Source organism: Mycobacterium neglectum (assembly GCF_002591975.1).
Taxonomy (GTDB): Bacteria; Actinomycetota; Actinomycetes; order Mycobacteriales; family Mycobacteriaceae; genus Mycobacterium; species Mycobacterium neglectum.
Genome location: NZ_NVQE01000019.1, coordinates 1 through 25,470, shown reverse-complemented (window position 1 = coordinate 25,470; position 25,470 = coordinate 1). Strand labels below are relative to the sequence as shown.

The window sequence follows — 25,470 nt, the reverse complement described above, 5'->3', positions numbered from 1 at the left end:
GCTTGCGCGAAGAACAGACGATGACTGAGCCTCGCAGCGTCGTCATCACCGGAGCTTCAAGGGGTCTGGGCTTCGCCTCGACCGTGCGCCTCTATCGCGAGGGGTGGCGCGTGGTCGCGGCGATGCGGACGCCTGATCGCGGAATGCCGTTGCTGCGTGAGGCAACCGGTGCTGCGGCGGACGACGACCGCCTCATCGGGGTCCAACTCGACCTGACTGACAGCGCATCGATCGCGGCGGCGGCCAAGTCGATCGAAGAGGCTGTCGGCGCGCCATATGCCCTGGTGCACAACGCCGGAATCTCGGCGGCGGGCATGGTCGAAGAGGCCCCGATCGACCTATGGGAGCGCATGTTCGCCACGAACATCTTCGGCCCGGTTGCGCTGACAAAGGTGCTGCTGCCTGCCATGCGGGCAGCGGGCAGGGGCCGTATCGTGCTGATCTCAAGCGCAGGTGGGGTGCGCGGAATGCCTGCTACCGCACCGTACTCCGCAGTCAAAGGCGCGCTGGAACGGTGGGGCGAGTCGATGGCCGGTGAGGTCGCGTCGTTCGGCATCGGCGTTACGATTCTGGTAACCGGCACGTACGACACCGAGATAATCACCGACGCTGGAACCACCGATAGTCGAGTGCTCGACGGACCCTACGCTCGCCACCACCGCACCATGGACAAGCGCGGTCGCGCTGCAATGAGACGGGCGGCCAAGTCACCGGACCGCTTCGTGGCCGGGCTCGCAAGGGCGCTCGAAGACAACGCGCCGTTCGTTCGACGGCCGGTGGGGCCCGACGCCCGAATGCTGCTGGTCGCGAACAGGCTGCTGCCCGGCGCGGCCATGCACACCATGACGCGCCTGATGATGGGAATCCCACGATTCGGCGCTCTGGGAGGCACATCGGCCGCAACCATGGGACCACCCGACCCGCACACTCAGGAGAGCGACAATGGCTGACACTCCCACGGTCCGTTTCGAATCGAAAATGTTGATCGACGGCAAGCTCGTCGACGGCGAGGCAGGCACCTTCACCAACATCAACCCGGCCAACGAAGAGGTCCTCGGGCAGGTTGCCGACGCATCGAAGGCCGATATGAACCGCGCGATCGACGCTGCCAGAAGGTCTTTCGACGAGACCGATTGGTCGACCAATCGGGAGCTGCGCAAGCGCTGCCTGTTGCAGCTGCACGAGGCGATCGAAAGCGAGCTCGAGGAGTTGCGCGAGGAGCTCATCCTCGAGGTCGGGGCGCCGCGAGCGGTGACGCACGGGCCGCACCTGGATGCCCCGCTAGAGGATGGGCTGAAGTATCCCGCCAGGTTGATCGACACCTTCGAATGGGAAGCCGACCTCGGCGACAAGGTCGTATCGGTGACCGGTGTCAACACCAGACGGAAGGTTTGGCACGAACCCGTCGGCGTGGTCGGTGCGATCGTGCCGTGGAACTTCCCATTCGAGGTCACGATCAACAAGCTCGGTCAGGCGTTGGCAACGGGTAACACGCTGGTGCTCAAACCCGCGCCGAACACACCGTTCAACGCGACCCGGCTCGGCCGGCTCATCGCCGAGAAGACCGATATCCCAGCGGGTGTGGTCAGCGTGGTGACCGCGTCGGATCACTTTGTCGGCGAGGAACTCACCCTGTCGCCAAAGGTCGACATGATCTCGTTCACCGGGTCGACCGTCGTCGGCAAGCGGATCATGGAGAAGGGCGCGGCGACGATGAAGCGCCTGTTCCTTGAACTCGGCGGCAAGTCGGCGACCATCGTGCTCGAGGATGCGGACTTCAACACCGCCTGCCTGATCGGTATCGGTCCGCTGATGCACGCCGGCCAGGGTTGCGCGGCACCGACGCGGATGTTGTTGCCGCGGTCCCGGTATGACGAGGGTGTCGCGATCCTCAAATCGATCTACGAGAACATCAAGGCGGGCGACCCGCAGGATCCGGGCACCATCTGCGGTCCGGTGATCTCCGCCAAGCAGCAGGAGCGCATCCTGGGCTACATCCGGAAGGGTGTCGACGAGGGCGCGAACATGCTGGTCGGCAGCACTGAGCCGGCAGAGCAGTTCAACAAGGGATTCTGGGTCAACCCAACACTTTTCACCGATGTCGACAACACTATGACCATCGCGCAGGAGGAGATCTTCGGACCCGTACTCGTCGTCATTCCCTACGAGGACGAGGACGACGCAGTCCGAATCGCCAACGACAGCGTGTACGGACTTGCCGGAAACGTGATGTCGAGTTCGCTCGACCGATCCCTTGCCGTCGCGCGCCGGTTGCGCGCCGGCTTCATCGGACTCAACGGAACCGCGGGATACGGGGCGGACACCCCGTTCGGCGGATACAAGGACAGTGGCGTCGGCCGTCAGAACGGCATCGCCGGATTCAGCCAATACACCGAAGTGAAATCGGTGGCCTACCCAGCCCAGTAGGAGGAGCAGGACTTGTCAGATCTATTCGACGACCTCGAGGACTTCGGGGCATTCGACGACGCCATTTCCGGCGACGTTCGTGACCCGTACACGGAGTTGGCGCGGATTCGCCGCGAAGAGCCGGTACAGCGACTCGAAACATCCGGTGCACTGCCGCACGAAGAGTCGCTGCCGATGTTCATCGTGTATCGCCACGAGGATGTCGCGCAGATGCTCCGCGACAACGAGACATTCTCGTCTGCCGCCGTCATCGCGGCCTTCGGTCCGGTGCTGGGTGAGGGGGTGATGCTCGGCATGGATGAGCCGATCCACGGTCGGCTTCGTGGCCTCGTCTCGAAGGCGTTCGCGCAGAAGTCGTTGGCGCGGTGGGAGGACGAGCTCGTCGGTCGCGTGGCCAACGGCCTCATCGACAAGTTCGCGGCCAACGGCAAGGCGGATCTGGTGAAGGAGTTCACCTTCGACTATCCAAGCCAGATCATCGCCGGTCTACTCGGACTGCCCGAGGCGGACTATCCGCAGTTCCAGCGGTGGTCGATCTCGCTGTTGAGCTGGATGATGAATCCCGAACGGGGACTGGCGGCCTCGGCTGCGCTGTGCGATTACTTCGCACCGATTCTGGAAGCTCGCCGGGTCGAGCCGCGCGAGGATCTGATCAGTGCGCTCGCAGCTGCCGAGATCGACGGGGGAAAACTCGCCGACGAGGAGATCTTCTCGTTCCTTCGACTCCTTCTGCCTGCCGGCGTCGAGACGACATACCGGTCGCTTGGCAGCCTGTTGCTCGCGCTGCTGTCGAACCCGGACCAACTCGAGGCGATTCGTGCCGACCGCTCGTTGCTTCCGCAGGCGATCGAGGAGGGCGTGCGGTGGGAACCGCCGCTGCTGACCATCACTCGCCAGGCGACCAAAGATACGGTGCTCGGCGGGGTGGACATCCCCGCGGGCGCGACCGTGATGCCGATGTTGGGATCGGCTACGCACCAGGATGACCGCTTTCCGGACCCCAACAAGTTCGACATCTTCCGTCAGCAGAAGAGCAATCTGGCGTGGGGCCACGGCGTCCACGTATGCCTCGGCATGCACCTGGCGCGCCTCGAAATGCGAACGGCCATCAATCTTCTACTCGACCGACTGCCGAATTTGCGGCTCGACCCCGACGGAGACGATCCGCACGTCAGGGGGCAGGTGTTCCGATCGCCGACCTCGGTGCCTGTGCTGTTCGATCCGCAGGTCCTGACCCCGTGAGCCGGATTCCAATTGGCACCGTCATTGCAATTAGGAGCATTTCGTGACCAACTTCGAAACAGTGGATTTCTTCACCGACGAATCCCTTGTTCCGGACCCGTATCCGTACTTCGACCATCTGCGGTCGAAATGCCCGGTTGCCCATGCCACCCCGTACAACGTGCTCGCCATCACGGGATACGACGAGGCGCTCGCCGTGTACAAAGACCCCGCGTTCTCATCGTGTGTGTCGGTCGCAGGCCCGTTCTCCGGTATGCCGTTCGGGCCGGGTGACACCGACGATGTCACTGACCTGATCGAGCAGCACCGTGGATCGGTACCGATGGCTGAGCACATCACGTCGCAGGACCCGCCTGTGCACACCCGTACCCGGAGCCTGCTGAACAAACTCATCACGCCAAAGCGCCTCAAGGAGAACGAGGACTTCATGTGGCGCTTGGCCGACCAGCAACTCGATACCTTCCTGGACAAGGGCAGCTGTGAGTTTCTGACCAGCTACGCCAAGCCGTTCTCGTTGCTCGTCATCGCAGATCTTTTGGGCGTTCCGCTCGAGGACCATGAGGAGTTCAAGTCGGTGTTCGCGCTCGAGACAGTCGGCGAGTTGGGTGCAGAAGCACCGACCTCGCACAACCCCCTGGAGTGGCTGAACGAGAAGTTCTACGCCTATATCGAAGACCGCAGGCGGACGCCGCGACAGGATGTGCTGACCGAACTGGCCCAGGCCAAACACGAGGACGGGTCCACTCCCGAAATCGAAGACGTGATGAATCTGTCGACGTTCTTGTTCGCCGCCGGCACCGAGACGACAACGAAATTGGTCAGCTCGGCGATGCGATTCATCGGCGACAACCCGGGATCGGAAAGGTTGTTGCGCGACGACCGCAGCAAGATCCCGGCCTTCTTGGAGGAGACGCTGCGGCTGGAGAGTCCGGTCAAATCGCATTTCCGGATGGCGCGCACGACAACGAAGATCGGCGAGGTCGAAGTGCCGGCGGGGACGACCGTCATGCTGCTTCCCGGTGCGTGCAATCGCGATGAGCGTAAGTTCCCTGAGTCCAATTCATTCCGGAGCGACCGGCCCAATGTGCGGGAACAGATTGCGTTCATCCGCGGCGTGCATTCCTGCCCCGGCGCACCGCTGGCCCGAGCGGAAGGCAGGATCTCGCTGAACAGGATCCTGGACCGGATGAGCGACATCACCATCTCAGCGGAGCACCACGGCCCGGCGGACAACCGAAACTATGCATATGAGCCGACATTCATCATGCGCGGACTGTCCGAGCTACACATCACCTTCGCACCGGTTGGCTGAGCCAGCCCGTCACCGAGGAGCACCATATGACCGGAAAGCTCGACGGCAAAGTCGCTTTCATCACAGGTGCGGCCCGTGGTCAGGGTCGCGCTCATGCGATCGAGATGGCCAAGGAGGGCGCGGACATCATCGCGGTCGACATCTGCCGCGACATCCCGTCCAACCCCTATCCGTTGGCCACACCCGACGACCTCGCCGAAACAGAGCGGTCGGTCAAGGAGATCGGACGCCGCGTCGTCGCCCGCGTCGCCGACGTCCGGGAGCGCCACGAGTTACGCGACGCTGTCGAGGCGGGCGTGGCCGACCTCGGCAAGATCGACATCGTCGTCGCCAATGCGGGGATCTTGCCGATGGCCATGGGAAGAGCCTTCGACGCAATGTCGTTCGTCGACGCCAGCGACGTCGACCTGCTCGGCGTGATGAACACCGTCGCGGTCACCGTCCCGCATCTGCCTGACAGTGCTTCGGTGATCATCACGGGATCGACCGCCGGGATGATTCGTGGCACCACCGACAACCCGAACATGGGTCCCGGCGGAAGGGGCTACGGCTGGAGCAAGCGGGTGCTGATCGAGTATGTCGAAGAGATGTCGATGGCGCTCGCGGACAGGATGATTCGCGTCAACTGCATCCATCCGACCAACTGCAACACCCATCTGCTGCAGAACGACGGCATGTACAGTATGTTCCGGCCTGACCTCACCCAGGAGGGCAAGCAGGCCACCCGCGAGGATGCCGAGCCGTTGTTCACCATCTTCCAGGCCATGCCGATCCCATACGTCGAACCCGAGGACATCGCGAAGCTGGGGGTGTTCCTGGCCAGCAATGACAGCCGGTACATCACCGGACAACAGATCCGAGTCGACGGCGGCTCATTGCTCAAGTGGCCCAACGGACCCGGGGGATAGGGGCGCGCACCTACGGGCGGTGCAGGAATCCGTGCAGGATCGCCTGGACGAGTTCGTCGACGATCGCCTCGCGCGATGGCGGACGGTTTCCGAAGAAGGTCGACCGCAGCGCGACCATGCCGACAATCATCGCGACCGTCGAGTGTGCGGGCAGATCCGGGTGACCCGAATGCAGACCGCGCAGGCGCATGCCCTCGCCGCTGATCTGGCCGAGCAGGGTCAGCGCTCGCCGGATGTCGGTGATGCCTGCACTCTCGATCTCCTCCTCGCTGAGGCCGTCTGAGGCGACGAGGGTCAGCAGAAGGCCCTTGTGCTCGACGAGGACGTCGTAGAGGCGGCCGACGAATTGCCGAGAAAGCTCCTCTTCGTCGGTCTCTTCGGGAATGACGGCCTGCCATGTCTTGCCGAACTCGTCGACGAAGTTCGTGAACGGCAAGACGAGGGCTTCACGGAACAAACCCGCCTTCGAGCCGAAGTGGCGGAACAACAGATATTCGGTGACCCCGGCGGCCTCGGCGATTTCACGAGTGGTCGTGGCGCGGTAGTCCTGGCGGGCGAACAGATCCCGGGCGGCGTCGAGCAGAAGCCTGCGTGCCTCGCCGCGCGGCCGGCGAGTTGTCTGGGGGTTCTGCTTCCCAGGTGAACGTCGCTGCGGCACCACTTCTGACTCCTCTGGACCGCGCTGCGCGGTTGATGGCACTCAACGATAGCGGTGCTTGACCCAACCCTTTTAATAGTGTCCACTATTATTAATCGGTCGATCATTGTGAAAGGACGCGCCCGTGGGCCAGCTCATCATGCTCGGGACTCTGTTCGGGCTGATCATCCTGATTTTCGGTCTGGTGACCTACTTCGACCCCGAGGCCCGCGGCAAAGCGGTCAGCGGTGAGCCCGAAGTGGCGGGCGCAACGAACGAGGTCGACCGATGAACACCGAGATGACGCCGTTGCTGATTGCGTCCAATGCCTTCGGCTGGGGCAGCGGCATCCTGTTCATTGCCGCCGGGATCTATCTGAGCGTTCGGCGTGGCCACCTGCACCCCCTGCTTCTCCTGTGCATCTCGGCGATCTCGTTCTCATGGATCGAAGCGCCTTACGACTGGGCGATGTACGCGCAGTTCCCGCCGGCGCTGCCGCGCATGCCCTCGTGGTGGCCGCTCAACATGACGTGGGGCGGGCTGCCCTCGTCGGTGCCGCTGGGCTACATCGGCTACTTCTGCATTCCCGCCGTCACGGGCGCCGCGATCGGGCGGCGGCTGGCCGCCCGGTTCAACTGGCGCAGGCCGCAAACCCTGCTGATCGTCGGCCTCGTCGTCGGCTTCTGCTGGGCCCTGATCTTCAACGGCGGCCTCGGCGCTCGGCTGGGAGTCTTTCACTACGCCTACGTGCTCCCCGGCCTCGGACTGTTCGAGGGGACCCTGCATCAGTACCCGATCTACGACGCCATCGCGATGGGCATTCAGATGATGGTCTTCACCTACCTGCTCGGGCGTACGGATGCGCAGGGACGCAACGTCATCGAGATGTGGTCGGACAAGCTGTCGAAGACGCGGGTCCAGTCGGCGATCGTCTCCGTCATCACCGTCATCGTCCTTGGAAATGTGCTCTACGGCGCCGTTTTCGCGCCCCATCTGGTGACCAAGCAGATGGGTTTCGTGACTTCTGGTCCAGATGTTCAACTGTTCCCTGGAGTACCGAACCAGCCGAGATAGCGCCGTCTCGAGCGAGCGGTCAGGACAGCTGGGTGGCGATCTCGTCGAACGCGGCGATGGTCGGGAACAGCTTGGTCGCGTCCTGGGGCAGCGGCCAGCTGGACAGCTTGGCCGCCACGAGCCCGGCGGAGCGGTTGACGTAGATCATCTGACCGTGAATCCCCAAGCACAGCAACACATTGTTGCCCGGGTATGGGAACCAGCACTGGTTGCGGTACATGCCGCCGGGCATGCGGTTGTCGTCGGGGCTGGCGGCGAACGCATCCCGCGAATCGACGCCACCGTCGTACGTATCGGCTATCCACGACATGGAAACCACCTGTTCGCCCGTCAACGAGGTTCCGCCGCCCAGGTACAGCGAGCCGAACCGGACGAGGTCGCGCAGACAGGTGTTGATCCCGCCATCGAACATGCCCGTGCCGACCGCATCGATGGCGATCGTCGCGTTGTTCTCCGCACCGAGCCTGCTCCACAGCACCGCAGACATCAACTCGGGCATCCGCAGTCCACTGACCGCTTCGCAGACCCAGGCCAGGATGTCGGTCTCGCAGGAGCGGTACCGAAACGGGCCGCCGTGTGGCGAGCCCTGGCGCAGGGTGAGCAGGTAGTCGTACATCGTCGTCGGCAGGTCGGGCACCGTGCGTGGAGCCCAGCCGATGGCCTGCTCGAGCAGCCTCACTTCGGCCATCGGGTCGAGGTAGTCCTCGGAGAAGGTGATCCCGGATCGCATGTCGAGCAGGTGCCGGACCGTGGCGCCGTTGTAGCCGGACCCCGCGAGTGCTGGTACGTAGTGGCTGAGCTCCGCGTCGACATTGAGCGCACCGTTGCTGACCAGGGCACCTGCCACCATGCCGATCAACGATTTGCTCACCGACATCAACAGGTGCGAGGTGTCGGCGGTCATTCCGCCGTAGTACTGCTCGGTGATCAGCCGGCCCCGATGAGTGACGATCCAGCCGTCGGTCGCCGTCGCTGCCATGACGTCGCCGACCGTGGTGCGTCGGCCATTTGTGTTGTCGTGTAAAGGAATATCGGAAAGTTCGGTCGGCTCCGCTGCGGCAGGCAACTCGGCGACCGGGCCGACGCCACGCCCGATCACCGCCGTCGGCAGGAAGTCCGCGACATGCTGGAAGGTCCAGTGCAGGTGCGAGGCGGACTGCCAGTTGTCCAGCGTGACTTCCGTCGGCACACGTCCGGCGTCGCCTCCCAGCACCATGGCGACGAGACTAGCTCAGCCCTACTTGACCCCCGCAGTGCTCTTCGGAGTTGCAGGCTCGGAGATCGGTGTACCAGCGAATTCGTCGCGGACCGAGTCGATGAGGTGTCGGGCGCGGATGGTCAGCGACGATTTGCCCGTGCCGTCGACCTGGAGGCGCCCCTTGGTCACCAGCACGCCGAGGTCGGCGCCCTTCCAGCGATAGTCGCCGGGCCCGTAGATCCGCAGGAAGAACGCCTCCGACTCGTTCTGCAGCTGGTGCCAGTCCAGCGCCGGGCGACGGAATACCAGGGCGCCCGTGGAGTCCAGAAAGTACTGACCGGTGCGCGGCGTGGCGGTCAGGCGCTGTACCACGTCGTCGGTCTCTTTCATCACCATCTGGCTCCACACGTCCGCGGACGCCAACTCCTCCCAGCGTTCGTTGATCTCGTCGACGTCCAGGTCGAAGTCGACGTTCATGAACTCCAGGATGTGGAAGAGGAAAAGGGGCACATCGGCATAGGCGCCTGCGGTCACGTTGGTGATCGATGACGCCCCACTGATCCGGGGGTTGAGCTCGCCGAGGTAGATGTCGTTGGTGTCGGTGTCGACAAGGACGTCCACCTCGAAGAAGCCGCGGTACCCCTCCTTGGCGAGTCGATCGCCCAATCGGCGAACCAATTGTGTTGCGATGCGCCTACTTTCGCCGGTAAGTACCTCGGGGAACATCTCGTTGCCGCACCAACCGCCGCGGGACGGGGTGAGGTTCTTGTAGCCGATCAGTTCCGACATGAAGGGTCCGACGACGGTGCCGCACCGGGTGAGCACCGCCTCGACCGCCACGGGCCGGTTGTTGATCCGGCGCATCACCTTGATCTCCTGACCGACGATGTCGTCGCTGTGCTTGCGCCAGTCGGCCTCCGACGAGATGAAGAAGGTGGTCTTTCCCGAGTCGCCGTACGGCGTTTGCACGACGAGTTCGTCGCCGAGATCCGCCTTTTCGGCCGCTGCGCGCAGCCCGGCCCAACTGTCGACGCGGGTGAGCACGTTCGGCACGCTGGGCGCGCCCGCCTCGTTGCCGAGCTGCGTGGTGACGATCTTGGAGTCCAGGTGCTCACGCAGGCTCGCCGCGGGCAGAATCAGGTCGTAGCCCAGTTCCTCGCAGAGTTGTTCGGTTTCGCTGTCGAAGAACACCATCGCGACCTTGGGCCGGACACCACGCGGGGTGGCCGCCTTGATGTGGGCGCGCACCTCCGGGTTGGTCAGCAGCCAGTTGTTGATCTCCTCGCCGCTCTCGAACTCCTGATAGGGCTTGCGACTCGGGGTGAACACTCGCGGATGGGCGCCGTCCCATGCGTCGTAGTACGTGATGTACGAGAAGTTGCGTACCCAGCGGTCGAGGCCCAACAGGTTGAACGGGGTCGCACCGAAGAACAGGATCGGTACGTCGTTGGTGCGGAAGAAGTGCCGTACCTCCGAGATGTTCTTCAGCCGGCGTCGCGGCTGCCCTGAACCGGAGGCGAAGGCCGCGTCGGTGCCGATGCTGACCTCAACGGGCTTGGCAGGTGTGGCCGGTTTGGCTGCTTTGGCCAGGGCGGTGCGTTTCGCGGGTGCCGATCTGCTGGTCGAAGTCTTCTTCGCGGGCGTCTTTTTGGCCACAGCGGGCCGTCTCGCTCGAACCGGGCGATCACCACTCATCGCGCTACCTCGCTGGTTGTCGGGTAATCCGACACTATGCCGCGACCGCGCGAGATGGGTGCTATTTCATGGTGGCGAGGTTGTGCCACAGGTTGCGCAAACTGTCGGTGCCCCCGAAAAGAGTGGTGAAGTGCGTCGAATCGATCAGCACGATATCGCCGGCCCGCTGCCCGCTCGGCGGCATCCAGACGAGCGCATTGAACTCGCTATTGCCCGCAGCAGTGAACGGGTGCGGTCGATTCGGGTCCACGCGCTGGCGTCCGAGCACCCGCAGGCCGTCACCTTCCGGTGCGGTCAGTTCGTAGTGGGGAAGGTGCGGGTGGAAGTTGAATGTCGTGACGTTGTCGAGCAGTCGCGCGGAGTCCACATCGCGGAACCCGGTCAGGGGTGCGATCTCCTTGGTGCCCTCGACAACGGCGGGGCGCAGACCCCACGTGTTGTGGACGGGCACATCGAGGGCTTTCATGAGTGACCGCGTGTACTGACCGAACCGCTGCTGGCGCGGCACCAACGGATCGCCGTGGTGTTGGAATTCCATCTGCCGCTGGCTGAAGTCGTCGGTGAAGCCCACATCGTGGTGCGGTGCCAGCAGCAGGCAGGTGCCCTCACGCTTCAACCACTCCTTGATGGCCGCGATCTCCTCGGGTGCCGCCTCCTGCTCAGACAGGATGTGGTCGAGTCCGAAGACCATCAAGGTGTCGGTGTCGGCGAGAACCCGCTCGTCGATCGGCAGCTTGTAGCCGGCCTGATCGATGCGCTGGAACACGGCGACCGGGTGGCCCGTTGCCTCACCAGCGAGCTCTTGGAAGGCCAGCGTCGAACGGTGGAAGAGTTCCAGTGTCCCGGCGATTCCCTGCAGGAAATGGGATTTGTCGTACTCGGTGGTTTCGTAGCTGGGCCACAACGCGTTTCGGACCTCGGTCATGGTGGAGAAGCGGTTGTACATCTCGCCAGGGTCGCGTTGCGCCTCCCACGGATAGCTCCATGTCCAGTAGATGCCGATCCTTCGCCGCCCATCGTGTTTCCGCGCGATGTGGCTCTGGTTGTAGGTACGGGCGGGAATCGGCGTGCTCATGATGCGCTCTACTTTCCGCCGAGCGTTGTCAGATAGCGCAGGGCATTGATGCCGGGCAGGAAGAAATAGGCGCCACCTGTGAGCGTGGTAAAGGCCGGTATACCCTTGTGCACCTTGCGGATCGGCCGCTTCGGAACGGTGAAATCCAATGTGCCGTCCTGTGTGCCGCAGATGGGGTCGTGCTCGTTGCCGAGCTCATGGAATGCCTTGTCATTGATCCAGACGTTCTGCGCGAACTCGAATTGGCGAACGAGGTCGGCGCAGATGATGAACGCGGCGATGCCACGGTCGACGCCGTCGTCTGGTGCACCGTCTGGGAGTGCAGGTCCGTAGGTGGCGCCGCGCCGGATCATCCTGCGACGGTTCATGTTGTGTGCGGTATCGCGAGGATTGAGCCGTCGTGCGTGCGAACCCAACGGACACGCATAGCCGAAGGGGTCCATCTCCTTGTAGTTGTAGTCGTTGTTGCGCATCGGGTCAGCGCCCAGCTCGGGATCATCCTTGTCGGGCGCCAGCACCAGGGGTGCCCCGCTGCGCCAGCGACCCATGAACTTGGCGGCGAGCAGTTCCTCGTCGTCCGAAGTCTCGGAGTTCTCGCGTAAGTAGTCGCGGAACTCCGTCACGTGTTCGCGCAGGCGGCGATAGGCCATGAAACTTCCATTGCGAGACAACTTTTCGGGCTGCGGCAGGTTCGTGACAGGCCCATCTTCATCCGGGTACCCGAGGATGAATTCGCCCGGCTTCAACAGGGCCCCCGACCCGGGAGTGGGCTCCTCGCCGGAGCCTTCCATGACCGGTTGCGACAGCCTGTCGCGGAACCCGAAGTGGTCGTGGGCGTAGTTGAACGGCGGCGTGGCGTTCAAGTCGAGGAACGACAGACTGCGGACTCCGTCGGTGCGGGCGAGCAACTGGTCATGGTTCTCGATGGATATCCGGGATTGCTCGTCGTCGCGGGCGAACAGGATCGCGATGGCGTGCACATCGTCGCCCGCGAGGCCTCCCACCCAGTTGTCAGGATGACACGATCCCGTATCTCCGAGAATGTCGGCGCGGGACGCCATCCCTTCGCGGAACTCATCGGGAAAGCTGGCCAACGACTCCTCAGGTACGCCGAGCGCGCGCAGGCCGGTCCAGGTGAACGCCAGCGTGATCCATCGTCGGCTGTCGTCCATGGTTTCGGTGGCGTCGGCCGCGGACTGCACGAGGTCGAGCAGTTCCGACAGCCAGGCCCGGCCACCGTCCTGGGTATCGAAGGTCAGAAACTCATACCGCCCCGTGATTGCCGGGGTTCGGGTCAGCAGGATGTGCTGAATGTCGTCGAGTTCGAGCATGGTGGCGCCCGAGGGCTACTGCATCTGGTCGAGCATGTCCGAGAAGGCGGCCTTCAGGCGCAGCGCCTTCTTGATCTCGTCGGCCGTCACGTACGGATACTCGCCGTACTCCAGAAAGCTTGGGCACTGGTGTTCGCGGACGAACTTCATGAACGCATCCGGGTTTTCCTTCCAATCCTCGGGGAACCCCTCCAGGTTGGTGAACACGGTCGTGATGCCCGTCGCGCTGAACAGTTTGACGGCATCCTCGGTGTACTTGTCGAAGTCGGTGTCGAAGATGCCCTGGTACTGGAAGTGCAGGCCCGACCCGACGTCGAAGAGCACCCACCTGAGGTAGTGCAGTCGCAGTGGCGCGAGCGCCTCCGGGCTGGCCGCGATCGTCTCCTCGATTGTCTTGCCGTATGCGCGCACGGCTGCCTCGCGGCCTTCCTTGACCTTCGCGATGATCGAAAAGCCGTAACAGGCGGGCGTCCTGGGATAGGTAGGGCCGTAGCGGCCCCGCTCGAGTTCGAAGTAGCCCTCCGGTGGGATGGCCTTCGCGGCCGGCTTCGACCACACTTGATCTGACAACGACATTTCCGCCCCCAATGGTCGAACCGGATGAGGCGGACATTAGCACTGAGTAATTGGCGTGCATGACTTTTCGCAGAGCCAGCGACCTGACTCGCGGGTAATCACCGAACGTACGGAATGGTACGGAAGTGCTGAAAGTTAGCTGCTTTCCCGGCTCTTCCCAGATGAGGGTGTAGGTCGGCCGGGCGCGTCGGTCCGCAGATAGACGTCGAGGTCTCCCGACGATGGAGGTTCCTACGCCATCCATCCGAAAGACCTCGACGTGTCCGACGCTACCCCGCCGGCCGGCTTCGGCCGCCCTGACCTGACCGCCTTCGCGGCTCATCCCAATCGACCCTGATCGGGTCTGCTGACCCCCTCGACGAGAACGCAGCGACATCACAGCCACCCAACCCCGACCGTCCGGGAAGCCGGGGCACGTCACATGGCCTGTGCTGCGGGCGTGTCGAGTGGGTCGTCCAGGGGCGACGCAGGAGCGTCGACGCGACGTGCTGAGAGGTGGTTCCAACCGAGCGCTAGGACACCGGCTACAGGCATGGCGATAGGTCAGGAACGGCGTCGCTCCCTGCGCAGGAGGGAGCGCAGAGTCTCGGCGTTCGCGTAGCCGACCCGTAGCGCGATCTCGGCGGAGGTGAGGTCCGTGGTTGCTGAGAGGTGCCGAGCTCGTTCGATGCGAAGCCGTTGGACGAAGCCGAGCGGAGTGAGGTTGAGCGCCGCACGGACTCGTCGTTCGAGGGTGCGCCGGCTGGTGCCGAGCGACTGCGCGACGAAGGCGACGTTGAACGGTTCGTCCAGGCGGGCGCGCACGAAGCGTTCGAACTCGACGACGATCGGGTCCTCGTGCCGGAGATGTTCGTAGGCGACGAAGGCCGCCTGCGACGGACGCTCGTCGATGATGAGGAGCTTGGCGACATGTTGGGCCAGGTCGGGGCTGATCGATCGCACGAGTGAGAGCGCGAGGTCGATGTGGGCGAACGCGGCGCCGGCGGTGACGAGGTTCCCGTCGACCACGACCATGGTGTCGAGATCGAGGGCGACGGTCGGATAGCGCTTCAGGAACTCCGGCCCCAGGAACCAGCTGGTCGTCGCCCGCCGATGATGCATCCGTCCGGTCTCGGCGACGGCGAACACGCCGGTGCACGCCGCGGCGATCCGGGTGGTCGCGTCGTCGAGGCGCCCGAGTGAGGCGATGACCGAACGTGCATCTCGGCTCTGGAGGGCGTCGTGGGTCGCGGCGGCCGTGAGGGTTCCAAGCGCAGGGACGACGACCACGTCGAACTCTCCGGACTCCGACAGCGGGTGGTCCACCGACAGGGTCATCGATGCCGTCGTGGTCACTCGCCGTTTCGGTCCGAGGATGGCGAGTTCGATCGGGTCGATCCGCGGGTCGACATCGCCGCGGGCTCCGTCGGCCACCCGCACGATGTCGATGACCGACGCGACCGCCGAACCGAAGCAGCCGTCGATCGCGATCAGTCCGATACGCATGGCGCGAACAATAGCAATACTGTCGTATACGCCACTCCCCACCGGCCCTCGCTCGTCATACGCTGAACTCGCCCCACGAAGAACCCCGACTTCAAGGAGAACCTCTCATGTCCACACCCGCATCACTTCCGTATGCCTTCGTCGCCAAGATCGTCGCGGCCGATGGACAGCACGACGCGCTCGCCGATCTGCTCGCCGGCGCTGTCGCACTAGCCAACGAAGAAGTAGGAACGATTGTCTGGTTCGCGGCTAGGACCCACGCCGACACCTTCTGGATCTTCGATGCATTCCCCGACGAGGCCGCTCGCGACGCCCACGCCAACGGCGCCATCGTCGCAGCCCTGATGGCCAACCAGCACCTCCTCGGCGCAGCACCCGAGATCCTGGCGGCCGACGTCCTCGCGTCCAAGCTCCCGTAGTCCGCCAACGCACGAGACGATCGCGCCCCGCCGAGCCGTCGGACCCGACCGCCTCGACACCCGCACCACGTTGACGATCCCCGACGGGCCGATCACGAGGAGGCCAGGCAACACCAGGCGCAAGCCTGGAGCGGCACTGTTTCACCGGTGGTCATCGAGAGAGCCAGCGCGGTTCCATGGCAGCGCAACTGTGTCAACTTGCCCTCCGTCCCGCGAGGCGCCGTGGGCGGGTCGTGGTTGCGATCCGTTGCCGTGACGGGAGACGCGTTGCGCGTCGCAGCGATGACGGGTCGTTGGCGTTCCGGGGCGTTGCGTTCGTGCGCGCCGCGCGTGCGGCATGGAGCATCTCGCTGCGCACACAACGATCGCTGCGCCGACGCACCGTTGACACCTCGCACGTCCAGGTCGCGACACAACGCCACGCTGCGTTGCCGAGCGGAGCGAGGCCTATCGGCACACGGACAGGATGCCGGCCGCGAGCGCTCAGCAGGCGAGGGGTCCGTCGCAGAGGAGAGCGACGTCGGTGTCGGGCAGAGCCGTGAGGCCAGCGCATCGCGCGACCACCAGAACCGAACCGCCCCTGCCCTGCGTTTGCGCAGGTCAGGGGCTGTTCGCCGGAGCCGCCTGTCGGAATCGAACCGACGACCTAATCACGTCGGCTCTGCGTCTATCGCTTGATGCGCCCACTGGGTGAACGAGCCGCTGACCTGCGCAAACGCCGAGCGTGGGGGACGCTGCCATCCGGTGGTGACCGACGACGACCGACCAGTACCGACCGTTTTACCGGAGTTTCACCGGAGCTCGCGGCGGCGTCGAAGCCGAGCAAGCTCCATTCTTTAGCTCACCGCGCCTTGCTCCTCGCCGGTCCCGTCGTCGTCGAAGACGTTTCAGGGCTCTTCCCAGGTGAGGGTGTAGGTCGGCCGGGCGCGTCGGTCCGCAGATAGACGTCGAGGTCTCCCGACGATGGAGGTTCCTACGCCATCCATCCGAAAGACCTCGACGTGTCCGACGCTACCCCGCCGGCCGGCTTCGGCCGCCCTGACCTGACCGCCTTCGCTCGACTCGACGGCCTCGGTCTGAGCGTGACCGGGCAACGACTTGAACCGGATCGTGCGGTCCTCGCGTGCCGCGTGGTGGAACCAGATCAGTGGTGCCGACGGTGCGGCAGCGAAGGCGCTGCTCGTGACACCGTGATCCGGCGGTTGGCCCACGAGCCACTGGGCTGGCGACCGACCGTGCTGGAAGTTGTAGTGCGCCGCTACCGCTGTGCCGACTGCGGACACGTGTGGCGCCAAGACACCAGCGCCGCGGCGGAGCCACGCGCGAAGCTCTCGCGCACCGGGTTGCGGTGGGCGCTGGAAGGGATCGTGGTCGCACACCTCACCGTCGCCCGTGTCGCCGAGGGACTCGGGGTCGCGTGGGACACCGCCAACAACGCGGTCCTGGCCGAAGGCAAGCGGCTGCTGATCAACGACCCCACGCGGTTCGAGGGCGTGAAGGTCATTGGCGTCGATGAGCACGTCTGGCGCCACACCAGGCGTGGCGACAAGTACGTCACCGTGATCATCGACCTCACCCCGGTCCGCGATGGCTCCGGCCCAGCAAGGCTGCTGGACATGGTCGAGGGCCGGTCGAAGGCGGCGTTCAAGACCTGGCTCGCCGACCGCGACGACGCCTTCCGTGACGCGGTCGAGGTGGTCGCGATGGACGGCTTCACCGGGTTCAAGACCGCCGCTGCGGAGGAGATCCCGGACGCGGTCACGGTGATGGATCCCTTCCACGTCGTGCGCCTGGCCGGTGACGCCCTCGACAGGTGTCGGCGCCGGGTCCAACTCGCGATCCACGGGCACCGTGGGTTCAGGGACGACCCGCTCTACAAGTCGCGGCGCACGCTGCACACCGGCGCGGACCTGCTCACCGACAAGCAGAGCGACAGGCTACGCGCGCTGTTCGTTGATGACGCTCACGTCGAGGTCGAGGCGACCTGGGGTGTCTACCAGCGCATGATCGCCGCCTATCGCCACGAGGACCGGCAACGTGGCCGCGAGCTCATGGAGAAGCTGATCACCGACCTCAGCGCCGGCGTCCCCAAGGTGCTCACCGAGCTCACCACCCTGGGCCGGACCCTGAAGAAGCGAGCCGCCGACGTGCTCGCCTACTTCGAACGACCTGGCACCAGCAACGGGCCGACCGAGGCGCTCAACGGACGGCTCGAACACCTGCGCGGCTCCGCACTCGGGTTCCGCAACCTGACCAACTACATCGCCCGAAGCCTGCTCGAGACCGGCGGCTTCAGACCCCAACTCCTACACCCCCGATTGGGATGAGCCGCTTTCCCGATATTTGGTGATGAACTGCGGCAGGTTAGGGAACCCTGATGCGGGCGTTGGTCGAGAAGTTGACGGTCATTTGTGCCAATTCACTCTTGAACTATGACCTTGATCGTATTCTGCGGAAATACGGATCCTTTCATTCACGAAAGGAGGAGCCGTGAAACTATTTGTGCGGTATTTGATCATGGGGCTCGCCTCGGCATCGGTTCCCGTAGCCCTCGCCGGTGCGCCGGAGGCGTTGGCGGATTGCACCAGCGCCGGTGGCTCCACCATCTGCGCGCAGGGGGAGGTGCGCGGCGGGTCCGATGCTCCGATGTCGGGTCCGGCCTATCCCGGCTACTGCGCCGACCCCTGGTATTGCAGCGACGACTGGGGCGTCGACGTGTACTGGGATCCGGGACGTAACAACAGCAACCCCAGTCCGCCCGGGATCAACAACGATCTACCCGGCCGAGGCGGCGGAGGCGGCCGCGGAGGCGGCGGAGGCGGTCGACGCTGAACATCGCCGTGAGTCCAATTGTCCATTCGAGCAAGGAGTTTCGTATGTTCTCTCGTAGTGTCATAGGAGCCGGCATGATCGCTGGCGCAATGCTCTTCGGCAGCGCGGCGACGGCCGCTGCCGATCCGCCGAACTGCACGGCAGCGGATCTGGCCGGCGTCATGGCCGGTGTATCGGCGGGCACATCGTCATATCTGTTCACCCATCCGGACGTGAACGCATTCTTCACGGGTCTCAAAGGCAAGCCCCGCGATCAGATGACAGCTGATATCCAGGCGTACTTCGAGGCGAACCCACGGGTCAGCGACGAGCTCCGCGCAGTAAGGCAGGCCGCGGCCGACTTCCGGGATCGCTGCAACGTGGAGATGCCGAATATGCCGATGGGCTAGCCCAAGAAGCGCGGGAATCGCCGCGGACAGAGTCCGGCCTGACACACTGGACCCGTGCGCTCCACACCGCAGAGCTGGCTCACCGACATGGACGGCGTCCTCGTCCGTGAGGAGCATGCGCTGCCCGGGGCCGCCGAGTTCCTGCAGAGGTTGGTCGACAAGGAGCGCCCGTTCCTGGTCCTGACCAACAACTCGATCTTCACACCACGGGACTTATCGGCGCGGCTCCTGCGCTCCGGCCTGACTGTGCCCGAGGCATCGATCTGGACGTCCGCGCTGGCCACCGCCGCCTTCCTGGCCGACCAGTTGCCCGGTGGGTCGGCCTACACGATCGGCGAGGCGGGCCTGACCACGGCGCTGCACGCGGTGGGCTACACCCTCACCGACGTGGATCCCGACTTCGTCGTGCTGGGCGAGACCCGGACCTATTCCTTTGAGGCGATCACCAAGGCCGTCCGGCTGATTCTCGGGGGCGCCCGCTTTATCGCGACGAATCCCGACGTGACCGGGCCGTCGGCCGAGGGTCCGCTTCCTGCCACCGGTTCGGTCGCGGCCATGATCACCAGGGCGACCGGGCGTGATCCGTACTTCGTCGGCAAGCCGAACCCGATGATGTTCCGCAGCGCGCTGAACCGCATCGAGGCGCATTCGGAGAACACCTTCATGGTCGGGGATCGGATGGACACCGACGTCGTCGCGGGTATCGAGGCGGGGCTGGAAACCATCCTGGTGCTCACGGGCTCGACCACGGTTGACGACATCGAGCGGTATCCGTTTCGGCCGAGCCGCGTGCTGCCGTCCATCGCCGAGGCGATCGACCTCGTGTGATCCCCGTCGAGGGATGAATTCAATGGCCGATATCGAGTTGATCGGGGTGCCCTTCGACGGTTACGGCCGTGCGGGAAACCAGACGCGGGCCGCCCGCGTGCTGCACGAAGCGGGCCTGGCCGATGCCTTCGACCATCACCATGTCACCGACCACAACCTCGACCTTCCCGAGCCGGATCCGGCACGCGGCGCGTCGACCGGCTTGATCAACGAGCCCGCGTTGCTTGCCATGACCGATGCGCTGAACCTCCGTGTCGGTGAGGCGGTCACGGCGGGTCGATTCCCGGTCGTCTACGGGGGCGACTGTTCGTCGCTGTTCGGCATCGTGACCGGTCTTCGCGATCACGTCGGTGACGTGGGACTGGTGTTCATCGACGGACACGAGGACACCATGCCGCTCGATGTATCCGAGGATGGCGAGGCGGCCAACACCGAGATCGGCCTGCTGCTCGGCGTGACCGGGCGGCTGCTGGGTGGCGTCCTCGGCGACCGGTTGCCCGCGCTGCAGCCAGAGCATCTGGTCGTGCTCGGGCCGAGAGACGATGCCTGGCGGCGGCGCTTCAACGTCGGCACGCTCGCCGACGGCGGGGTGTGGGTTGCGCCGCTCGCGGAGGTCGCCGATGATCCGGCTGGTGCGGGCCGCGCCGCGATCGCCGAACTCGCCGGGCATGTCAATCGGTGGTGGTTGCACATCGATCTCGACGTGCTCGACCCGGTCGAGTTCGGTGCACAGGGGCTACCCGATATCGAGGACGAACCCGGCGGACTGACGTGGGTTCAACTCGCCGATGTGGTCGTTTCGTTGTTCGGCTCCCCGGCGCACTGCGTGGGCGCCAGCCTCGCGATATACGACCCGGATCAGGACCACGATCGCTCCGACGCCGACAAGATCGTCGAATTCGTTCGAAACGCCTTGGCCCGCACGACAATAAACCCCTGACCCAGGAGACACGTGGCCGAACCCATCGATGACTACTTCACCGAGACCATCTCGGCGATGAGCGCACCGCGCCGGAAACCGGGGCAGGACGAACCGGTCCGCGACGGGTCGTCGTTGACAGTGCGAGTGTGCCTGGCGCTCTTCGATGTCGCGTTGGGCAGCCGACATCTCGATCTGGCCGCGCGACAACTGCGATCGCAGGGCAAGGGCTACTACACCATCGGATCATCCGGCCATGAGGGCAACGCCGCGGTGGCAGCGGCGCTGCGGCCCACGGATCCGGCGCTGCTGCACTATCGGTCTGGCGCCTTCTACCTCGCCCGCGCCGCCCTCGTCGAGGGCCGCGAGGCGCTGCGCGACGTGCTGCTCGGCTTCGTCGCGGCGACCGATGAACCGATCGCGGGCGGACGCCACAAGGTGTTCGGTCGCTACGACCTGCACATCATTCCGCAGACGTCGACCATCGCGTCGCACCTGCCGCGGGCGGTCGGCGTGGCCTTCTCCATCGCGCGGGCCAAGAAGCTGGGGGTGGCGTGCGCGTGGCCCGAGGATGCGGTCACGGTGTGCAGCTTCGGCGATGCGTCGGTGAACCATTCCACCGCCGTCGGGGCGATCAATGCGGCACTGCACGCCGCGTATCAAGGTGTGCCGATGCCGCTGCTGTTCGTCTGCGAGGACAACGGGATCGGCATCAGTGTGCCGACACCGCGTGGCTGGATCGAGCGGGCGTACGGCGAGCGCGACGGGTTGGCGTACTTCGCGGCGGACGGATCGGACGTGGCTGCGACCTTCGATGCGGCAACCGCCGCCGCAGACTGGGTGCGAACCCGTCGGCGCCCGGCATTCCTGCACGTGCGGACGGTGCGGCTGATGGGCCACGCCGGGTCAGACTATGAGCCGGCCTATCGGCGCCCCGACGAGATCGTTGCGGAATACGACCGCGATCCGGTGCTGTGCACCGCCAAACTGTTGGTCGACATCGGCGTGCTGACACCTACCGATGTGCTCGACCACTACGAAGCCAAGCGTGCCAACGTGATCGAACTCGCCAACCAGATCAGCGAGCTTCCCCAGCTCGACAGTGCGCACGCGGTGATGGAACCACTGCGCACGACCGACGACGATATCCGTGGCGCCGTGCCCGAGTCTCTGGTCGCATCGGTCAAGTCCGCTGAGACGGATGCGCCGATGACGGTGGCGACGGCGATCAACCGGGCGCTGCACGACATTCTGGACCGCTATCCGGAGGCGATGATCTTCGGCGAAGACGTCGCCCGTAAAGGCGGCGTGTACGGCGTCACGCGCGGTCTGCTGTCGGCGACCAGTTCGGCGCGAGTGTTCGACACACTGCTCGACGAGCAGTCGATCCTGGGTCTGGCGCTCGGGGCCGGAGTCTCGGGTCTGTTGCCCATCCCCGAAATCCAATACCTCGCTTACTTTCACAACGCCGCCGACCAGATCCGCGGTGAGGCGGCGACGCTGCAGTTCTTCTCCAACCGCCAGTACCGCAACCCCATGGTTGTCAGAGTCGCCGCCTACGGATACCAGAAGGGCTTCGGTGGGCACTTTCACAACGACAACTCGATCGCTGCGATGCGCGACATTCCCGGTGTGGTCATCGCCTCACCCGCGCGTCCGGACGACGCCGCCGCGATGCTGCACACGTGCGCAGCGGCGGCGCGGGAAGCCGGCGCGGTGTGTCTCTTCCTCGAACCGATCGCGCTGTATCACACGCGAGATCTGTACGACGACAACGACGGCGGCTGGCTCGCTTCGTATCCGGAGTCCGGCGTGGCGGTCGGCCGGGCGCGGACGTACGGCGAAGGCACCGATCTGACGATTCTGACGTTCGGCAACGGGCTGCGGATGAGTCTGCGGGTCGCACGCAGGCTGGCGGCGTTGGATATCGGAGTCCGCGTCGTCGACCTGCGATGGTTGGCGCCGTTGCCGGTGGAGGACATGCTCTACGAGGCCGGAGTCAGCGGGCGAGTGCTCATCGTCGACGAGACCCGCGAGACCGGCGGGGTTGGCGAAGGCGTGCTGGCAGCCTTGGTCAAGCATGGCTTTGTGGGTCCTCTCGGTCGGGTCGCGGGCAATGACAGCTTCATCCCACTGGGCGACGCTGCGTTGCATGTCCTGCTATCGGAGGAGACGGTCGAGGCGGCGGCGATCAAACTCGTCGGATCCGGCACTTGATAGCTTGACCGGGTGAGTTCGGACCCGACCCGGCCGTTGGCCGGGGTGCGCATCGTCGAGATCTCGAGCTTCGTTGCGGTGCCACTGGCCGGGATGACGCTGGCCCAGATGGGCGCCGAGGTGATCCGCGTCGACCCGATCGGGGGAGCGGCCGACTATCACCGCTGGCCGCTGACCGATGACGGTGAGAGCATTTACTGGGCGGGGCTCAACAAGGGCAAGCGCTCGGTCGCCGCCGATATGCGCTCATCTGACGGTCAGGATCTGGTGCAGCGGCTGATCGCCGGCAGCGGTGTACTGATCACCAATGTCGCTGGGCGGGAATGGCATTCCTATGAAGCACTGACGCGGTTGCGGCCCGACCTGATTCACGTTGAGGTGTCAGGACGCGCGGACGGTGGCACCGGCGTCGACTACACAGTCAATGCCTCCATCGGCTTTCCAATGGTGACCGGCCCCGCCGACCTCGCAACTCCGGTCAACCACGTGCTGCCCGCGTGGGATGTCACCTGCGGGATCTACACGGCGTTGGCCGTGGTCACGGCCCTGCGGCACCGCGACGCCAGCGGGCAGGGGCAGCGGATCAGCATTCCGCTGGAAAACGTTGCGCTGGCCACGGCGGGCAATCTGGGCTTCTTCACCGAGGTCATGATCAACGGCACCGCACGTCAGCGGATCGGCAATTCGGTGTATGGACAATACGGCCAGGACTTCACGAGCAGTGACGGTGTCTCCTTCATGATCGTCGCCCTTACCGGCCGGCATTTCCGCGATCTGACCCATCTCACCGGAACAACGAAAGCCGTTGCTGCACTGGCGGAGACGCTGGGAGTCGATCTGGCCGACGAGGGGCAGCGCTATGAGCATCGTGGTGCGCTGTTCGGGCTCTTCGATGAGTGGTTCTCGCAGCACACCGCGCAGGAGATCACCGATGCCCTTTCGGCGAGTTCCGTGTTGTGGGACCGCTATCGCACTTTCGACGAGGCGGCCCGCGGCGACCGGGTGACCAACAATCCGATGTTCACAGCGCTCAACCAGCCGCGTATCGGCGAGTACCTGGCGCCGGGACTGCCGATGTCGATCGGCGGTGTCTATCCGGCCGCGGCAGTCGCGCCGGCACTGGGCGACGACACCACAGCGGTGCTCGAGGAGTGGCTCGATCTGAGCGTGGATGACATCGCACGTCTGACGAATGCGGGCACCGTGGCATGAGCAAGCTGCTGGGACTGCTGGACCTGCAGCCGGGGGACACCGGGGACATGTGGATCGGTCCGGCCAGTGGGCCGGAAGGAAAGCGTTCGTATGGCGGCCAGTTCATGGCACAGAGCCTCGCGGCGGCGTGCCGGACCGTAGACGCCGACCGGTCGCCGACGAACATGCATCTGCAGTTCCTGCGCGGTGGTGAGGCCGGTGAGCCCGTCGAGTACACCGTGACAAAGGTTTTCGACGGCCGGACCGCCGCGGCACGCCGTGTCGACGCCCGGCAGAACGGGCGGCTGCTGACGGCCGCGACGGTGTCCTTCGCCATCGATCTGGCCGGCCCCGAACACGGCGCACGCTCGTCGATGCCGCACGACCCGAACGCTCTTGCGCTGACCGGCCCGGCGGGTCCGGCGCCGTCGATGCCGTTGGACGAGCTCGATATCCGGATCGCCGACGAGGGAACCGGTGATGGCTTTGTCCGCCGATTCTGGTGGCGGACAACGGCTGAGCTTCCCGAAGATCCGCTGCTACACACCTTGGTTGCCGTGTTCGTCACCGATGTGTACATGATTGATCCGGCGCTGAAGGTCCACGGACATTCGATGAAGGCGCGCACGCATCGCAGCGGCACCACCGATTCGTCGATCTGGTTCCACCGACCCGTACGGGCCGACGAGTGGAACCTGCTGGAGACGACCTCACCCGCGGCCGCGCGGGGACGCGGCGTGGTGACCGGCAGCCTGATCCGCGCCGACGGTGTCATCGCGGCGACGCTGGCGCAGGAAGGTCTTATCGCCGAGCGGGATTGAGCCTCGGTGATCTCTATGGTCCGCGTTCGGGGTTGTCGTCGGGTTGTTCTGGTGGGCGCAGGAGCAGTTCGGGGCGGTGGTAGTAGTTGATGCGGGTTTGGCCGGTGTCGAGGTGTGGTGGTGGGGCCCATTCGGTGTCGCCGTGGGCGTTGATGGTGGTGGTCCAGCCGTTGTTGTTGTTGACGAGGCGGTTGTCGGGTCCGCAGGCCAGGGTGAGGTCGTTGATGTTGGTGTTGCCGCCATCGGCCCAATCGGCGGCGGCGTGGTGGACTTGGGCGCCGTAGGCGGGCACGGTGCAGCAGGGTTTGGTGCACCCGCCGTCGCGGGCGATGAGCATGATCCGCTGTGCCGGGGAGGCCACCCGCTTGGTGCGGAACAGGTCGAGTGCTTGTCCGGTGGCCTTGTCGAAAATCGCCAGCCAGTGGTGGGCGTGGCCGGCGATGCGGATCACGTCATTGATGGGCAGCTTGGTGCCGCCGCCGGTGGTGCCGACCCCGGCGCGGGATTCGAGGTCTTGCAGGGTGGTGCGGATGATGATCGAGGTCGGCAACCCGTTGTGTTGACCCAACTGCCCGGATTCCAGCGCATTACGCCCGACCGCCAAGAAAGCGTCGTGTTGGCGTTGGTCGGGGGTGCGGTGATCGGTGTCGATCTGTTCCTGTGACGGTGTGCCGCTGACGCACGGGTTTTCGTCGTCGGGATTACACATCCCGGGTGCGGCGGTTTTGGCGAAGATGGCTTCCCAGATCGCCCACGCTTCGGGGGTCAGGTAGCCCCGGATGGGCACCATGCCGTCGCGTTGTTGGGGGCCGCAGTGCAGACCGCGTTTCCTCTGGCGTTCGGTGTCATCGGGGGCGGGGCCGTCCTGATCCAGCAGAAACAGCACATCGTCGG

Annotated in this window: 24 protein-coding genes; 16 read left to right on the top strand and 8 right to left on the bottom strand. The window is 65.0% G+C overall.

Going from position 1 to position 25,470, the window contains the following annotated elements; genetic code table 11:
• Positions 1-20: 20 nt before the first annotated feature.
• The 5 genes from CSQ99_RS16330 to CSQ99_RS16310 are packed head-to-tail and all read left to right on the top strand — an operon-like array spanning position 21 to position 5,889.
• The gene (locus CSQ99_RS16330; protein WP_099040116.1) at positions 21-950 is read left to right on the top strand and encodes an SDR family oxidoreductase; all 930 of its coding nucleotides are present in this window, start codon (positions 21-23) and stop codon (positions 948-950) included.
• Positions 943-2,427, top strand: coding sequence for an aldehyde dehydrogenase family protein (locus CSQ99_RS16325; protein WP_099040046.1), 1,485 nt, complete (start codon positions 943-945; stop codon positions 2,425-2,427). The genes CSQ99_RS16330 and CSQ99_RS16325 overlap by 8 nt, the downstream gene beginning before the upstream one ends.
• A 12-nt stretch (positions 2,428-2,439) precedes the next feature.
• The gene (locus CSQ99_RS16320; RefSeq protein ID WP_099040045.1) at positions 2,440-3,669 is read left to right on the top strand and encodes a cytochrome P450; all 1,230 of its coding nucleotides are present in this window, start codon (positions 2,440-2,442) and stop codon (positions 3,667-3,669) included.
• A 43-nt stretch (positions 3,670-3,712) separates the two neighbouring features.
• Entirely contained in the window at positions 3,713-4,981 is a 1,269-nt protein-coding gene (locus CSQ99_RS16315) for a cytochrome P450 (RefSeq protein ID WP_099040044.1), read from the top strand.
• 26 nt (positions 4,982-5,007) lie between these two features.
• The gene (locus tag CSQ99_RS16310; RefSeq protein WP_099040043.1) at positions 5,008-5,889 is read left to right on the top strand and encodes a mycofactocin-coupled SDR family oxidoreductase; all 882 of its coding nucleotides are present in this window, start codon (positions 5,008-5,010) and stop codon (positions 5,887-5,889) included.
• 10 nt (positions 5,890-5,899) lie between these two features.
• Here CSQ99_RS16310 and CSQ99_RS16305 read toward each other — a convergent pair whose 3' ends face one another.
• Entirely contained in the window at positions 5,900-6,547 is a 648-nt protein-coding gene (locus CSQ99_RS16305; RefSeq protein ID WP_099040115.1) for a TetR/AcrR family transcriptional regulator, read from the bottom strand.
• A gap of 124 nt (positions 6,548-6,671) precedes the next feature.
• Between CSQ99_RS16305 and CSQ99_RS31025 the strand changes: the two genes are divergently transcribed.
• Both CSQ99_RS31025 and CSQ99_RS16300 read left to right on the top strand, forming a co-directional pair.
• A complete protein-coding gene (locus CSQ99_RS31025) occupies positions 6,672-6,818 on the top strand; it encodes a hypothetical protein (RefSeq protein WP_176561049.1) in 147 nt (48 codons plus the stop codon).
• On the top strand, positions 6,815-7,600 hold the full coding sequence (locus tag CSQ99_RS16300; RefSeq protein ID WP_099040042.1) for a spirocyclase AveC family protein: 786 nt from the start codon (positions 6,815-6,817) through the stop codon (positions 7,598-7,600). Before CSQ99_RS31025 ends, CSQ99_RS16300 begins: the two co-directional genes overlap by 4 nt.
• 19 nt (positions 7,601-7,619) lie before the next feature.
• On the opposite strand, the gene CSQ99_RS16295 is transcribed toward CSQ99_RS16300, so the two are convergent.
• The 6 genes from CSQ99_RS16295 to CSQ99_RS16270 all read right to left on the bottom strand — a co-directional run bounded on the left by CSQ99_RS16295 (position 7,620) and on the right by CSQ99_RS16270 (position 14,960).
• Positions 7,620-8,816, bottom strand: a complete 1,197-nt coding sequence (locus CSQ99_RS16295; RefSeq protein WP_099040041.1) for a serine hydrolase domain-containing protein — start codon at positions 8,814-8,816, stop codon at positions 7,620-7,622.
• A gap of 21 nt (positions 8,817-8,837) precedes the next feature.
• The gene (locus CSQ99_RS16290) at positions 8,838-10,337 is read right to left on the bottom strand and encodes a biotin carboxylase (protein ID WP_245908950.1); all 1,500 of its coding nucleotides are present in this window, start codon (positions 10,335-10,337) and stop codon (positions 8,838-8,840) included.
• Between the two features lie 217 nt (positions 10,338-10,554).
• The gene (locus tag CSQ99_RS16285) at positions 10,555-11,568 is read right to left on the bottom strand and encodes a hypothetical protein (RefSeq protein ID WP_099040039.1); all 1,014 of its coding nucleotides are present in this window, start codon (positions 11,566-11,568) and stop codon (positions 10,555-10,557) included.
• A gap of 8 nt (positions 11,569-11,576) precedes the next feature.
• A complete protein-coding gene (locus CSQ99_RS16280) occupies positions 11,577-12,899 on the bottom strand; it encodes a Dyp-type peroxidase (protein ID WP_099040038.1) in 1,323 nt (440 codons plus the stop codon).
• A 15-nt stretch (positions 12,900-12,914) separates the two neighbouring features.
• Complete coding sequence (locus CSQ99_RS16275; protein WP_099040037.1) at positions 12,915-13,475, bottom strand: hypothetical protein; 561 nt, start codon at positions 13,473-13,475, stop codon at positions 12,915-12,917.
• 543 nt (positions 13,476-14,018) lie between these two features.
• A complete protein-coding gene (locus tag CSQ99_RS16270; RefSeq protein WP_006247388.1) occupies positions 14,019-14,960 on the bottom strand; it encodes a GlxA family transcriptional regulator in 942 nt (313 codons plus the stop codon).
• Positions 14,961-15,067: 107 nt separating this feature from the next.
• Here CSQ99_RS16270 and CSQ99_RS16265 point away from each other — a divergent pair, with 107 nt between their 5' ends.
• The 9 genes from CSQ99_RS16265 to CSQ99_RS16225 all read left to right on the top strand — a co-directional run bounded on the left by CSQ99_RS16265 (position 15,068) and on the right by CSQ99_RS16225 (position 24,576).
• Positions 15,068-15,379 carry a putative quinol monooxygenase gene (locus CSQ99_RS16265; RefSeq protein WP_006247389.1) on the top strand — a complete coding sequence of 104 codons (312 nt, stop codon included), beginning with the start codon at positions 15,068-15,070 and terminating at the stop codon, positions 15,377-15,379.
• Between the two features lie 1,001 nt (positions 15,380-16,380).
• Entirely contained in the window at positions 16,381-17,706 is a 1,326-nt protein-coding gene (locus CSQ99_RS16260; protein WP_099040036.1) for an ISL3-like element ISPfr2 family transposase, read from the top strand.
• Between the two features lie 163 nt (positions 17,707-17,869).
• Entirely contained in the window at positions 17,870-18,211 is a 342-nt protein-coding gene (locus CSQ99_RS16255; RefSeq protein WP_099040035.1) for a hypothetical protein, read from the top strand.
• Positions 18,212-18,255: 44 nt separating this feature from the next.
• Positions 18,256-18,600, top strand: coding sequence for a heme-binding protein (locus CSQ99_RS16250; protein ID WP_099040034.1), 345 nt, complete (start codon positions 18,256-18,258; stop codon positions 18,598-18,600).
• Positions 18,601-18,654: 54 nt separating this feature from the next.
• Complete coding sequence (locus tag CSQ99_RS16245; RefSeq protein WP_099040033.1) at positions 18,655-19,428, top strand: HAD-IIA family hydrolase; 774 nt, start codon at positions 18,655-18,657, stop codon at positions 19,426-19,428.
• Between the two features lie 22 nt (positions 19,429-19,450).
• Positions 19,451-20,368, top strand: coding sequence for an arginase family protein (locus CSQ99_RS16240; RefSeq protein WP_099040032.1), 918 nt, complete (start codon positions 19,451-19,453; stop codon positions 20,366-20,368).
• A 12-nt stretch (positions 20,369-20,380) separates the two neighbouring features.
• Positions 20,381-22,564, top strand: coding sequence for a thiamine pyrophosphate-dependent enzyme (locus CSQ99_RS16235; protein WP_176561048.1), 2,184 nt, complete (start codon positions 20,381-20,383; stop codon positions 22,562-22,564).
• A gap of 12 nt (positions 22,565-22,576) precedes the next feature.
• Entirely contained in the window at positions 22,577-23,776 is a 1,200-nt protein-coding gene (locus tag CSQ99_RS16230; protein ID WP_099040031.1) for a CoA transferase, read from the top strand.
• Positions 23,773-24,576 (top strand): acyl-CoA thioesterase, encoded by an 804-nt coding sequence (locus CSQ99_RS16225; RefSeq protein WP_099040030.1) that lies wholly within the window; start codon positions 23,773-23,775, stop codon positions 24,574-24,576. Before CSQ99_RS16230 ends, CSQ99_RS16225 begins: the two co-directional genes overlap by 4 nt.
• A gap of 13 nt (positions 24,577-24,589) precedes the next feature.
• Here CSQ99_RS16225 and CSQ99_RS16220 read toward each other — a convergent pair.
• On the bottom strand, positions 24,590-25,470 hold an 881-nt coding region (locus CSQ99_RS16220), incomplete at its 5' end, for an HNH endonuclease signature motif containing protein (RefSeq protein WP_141562690.1).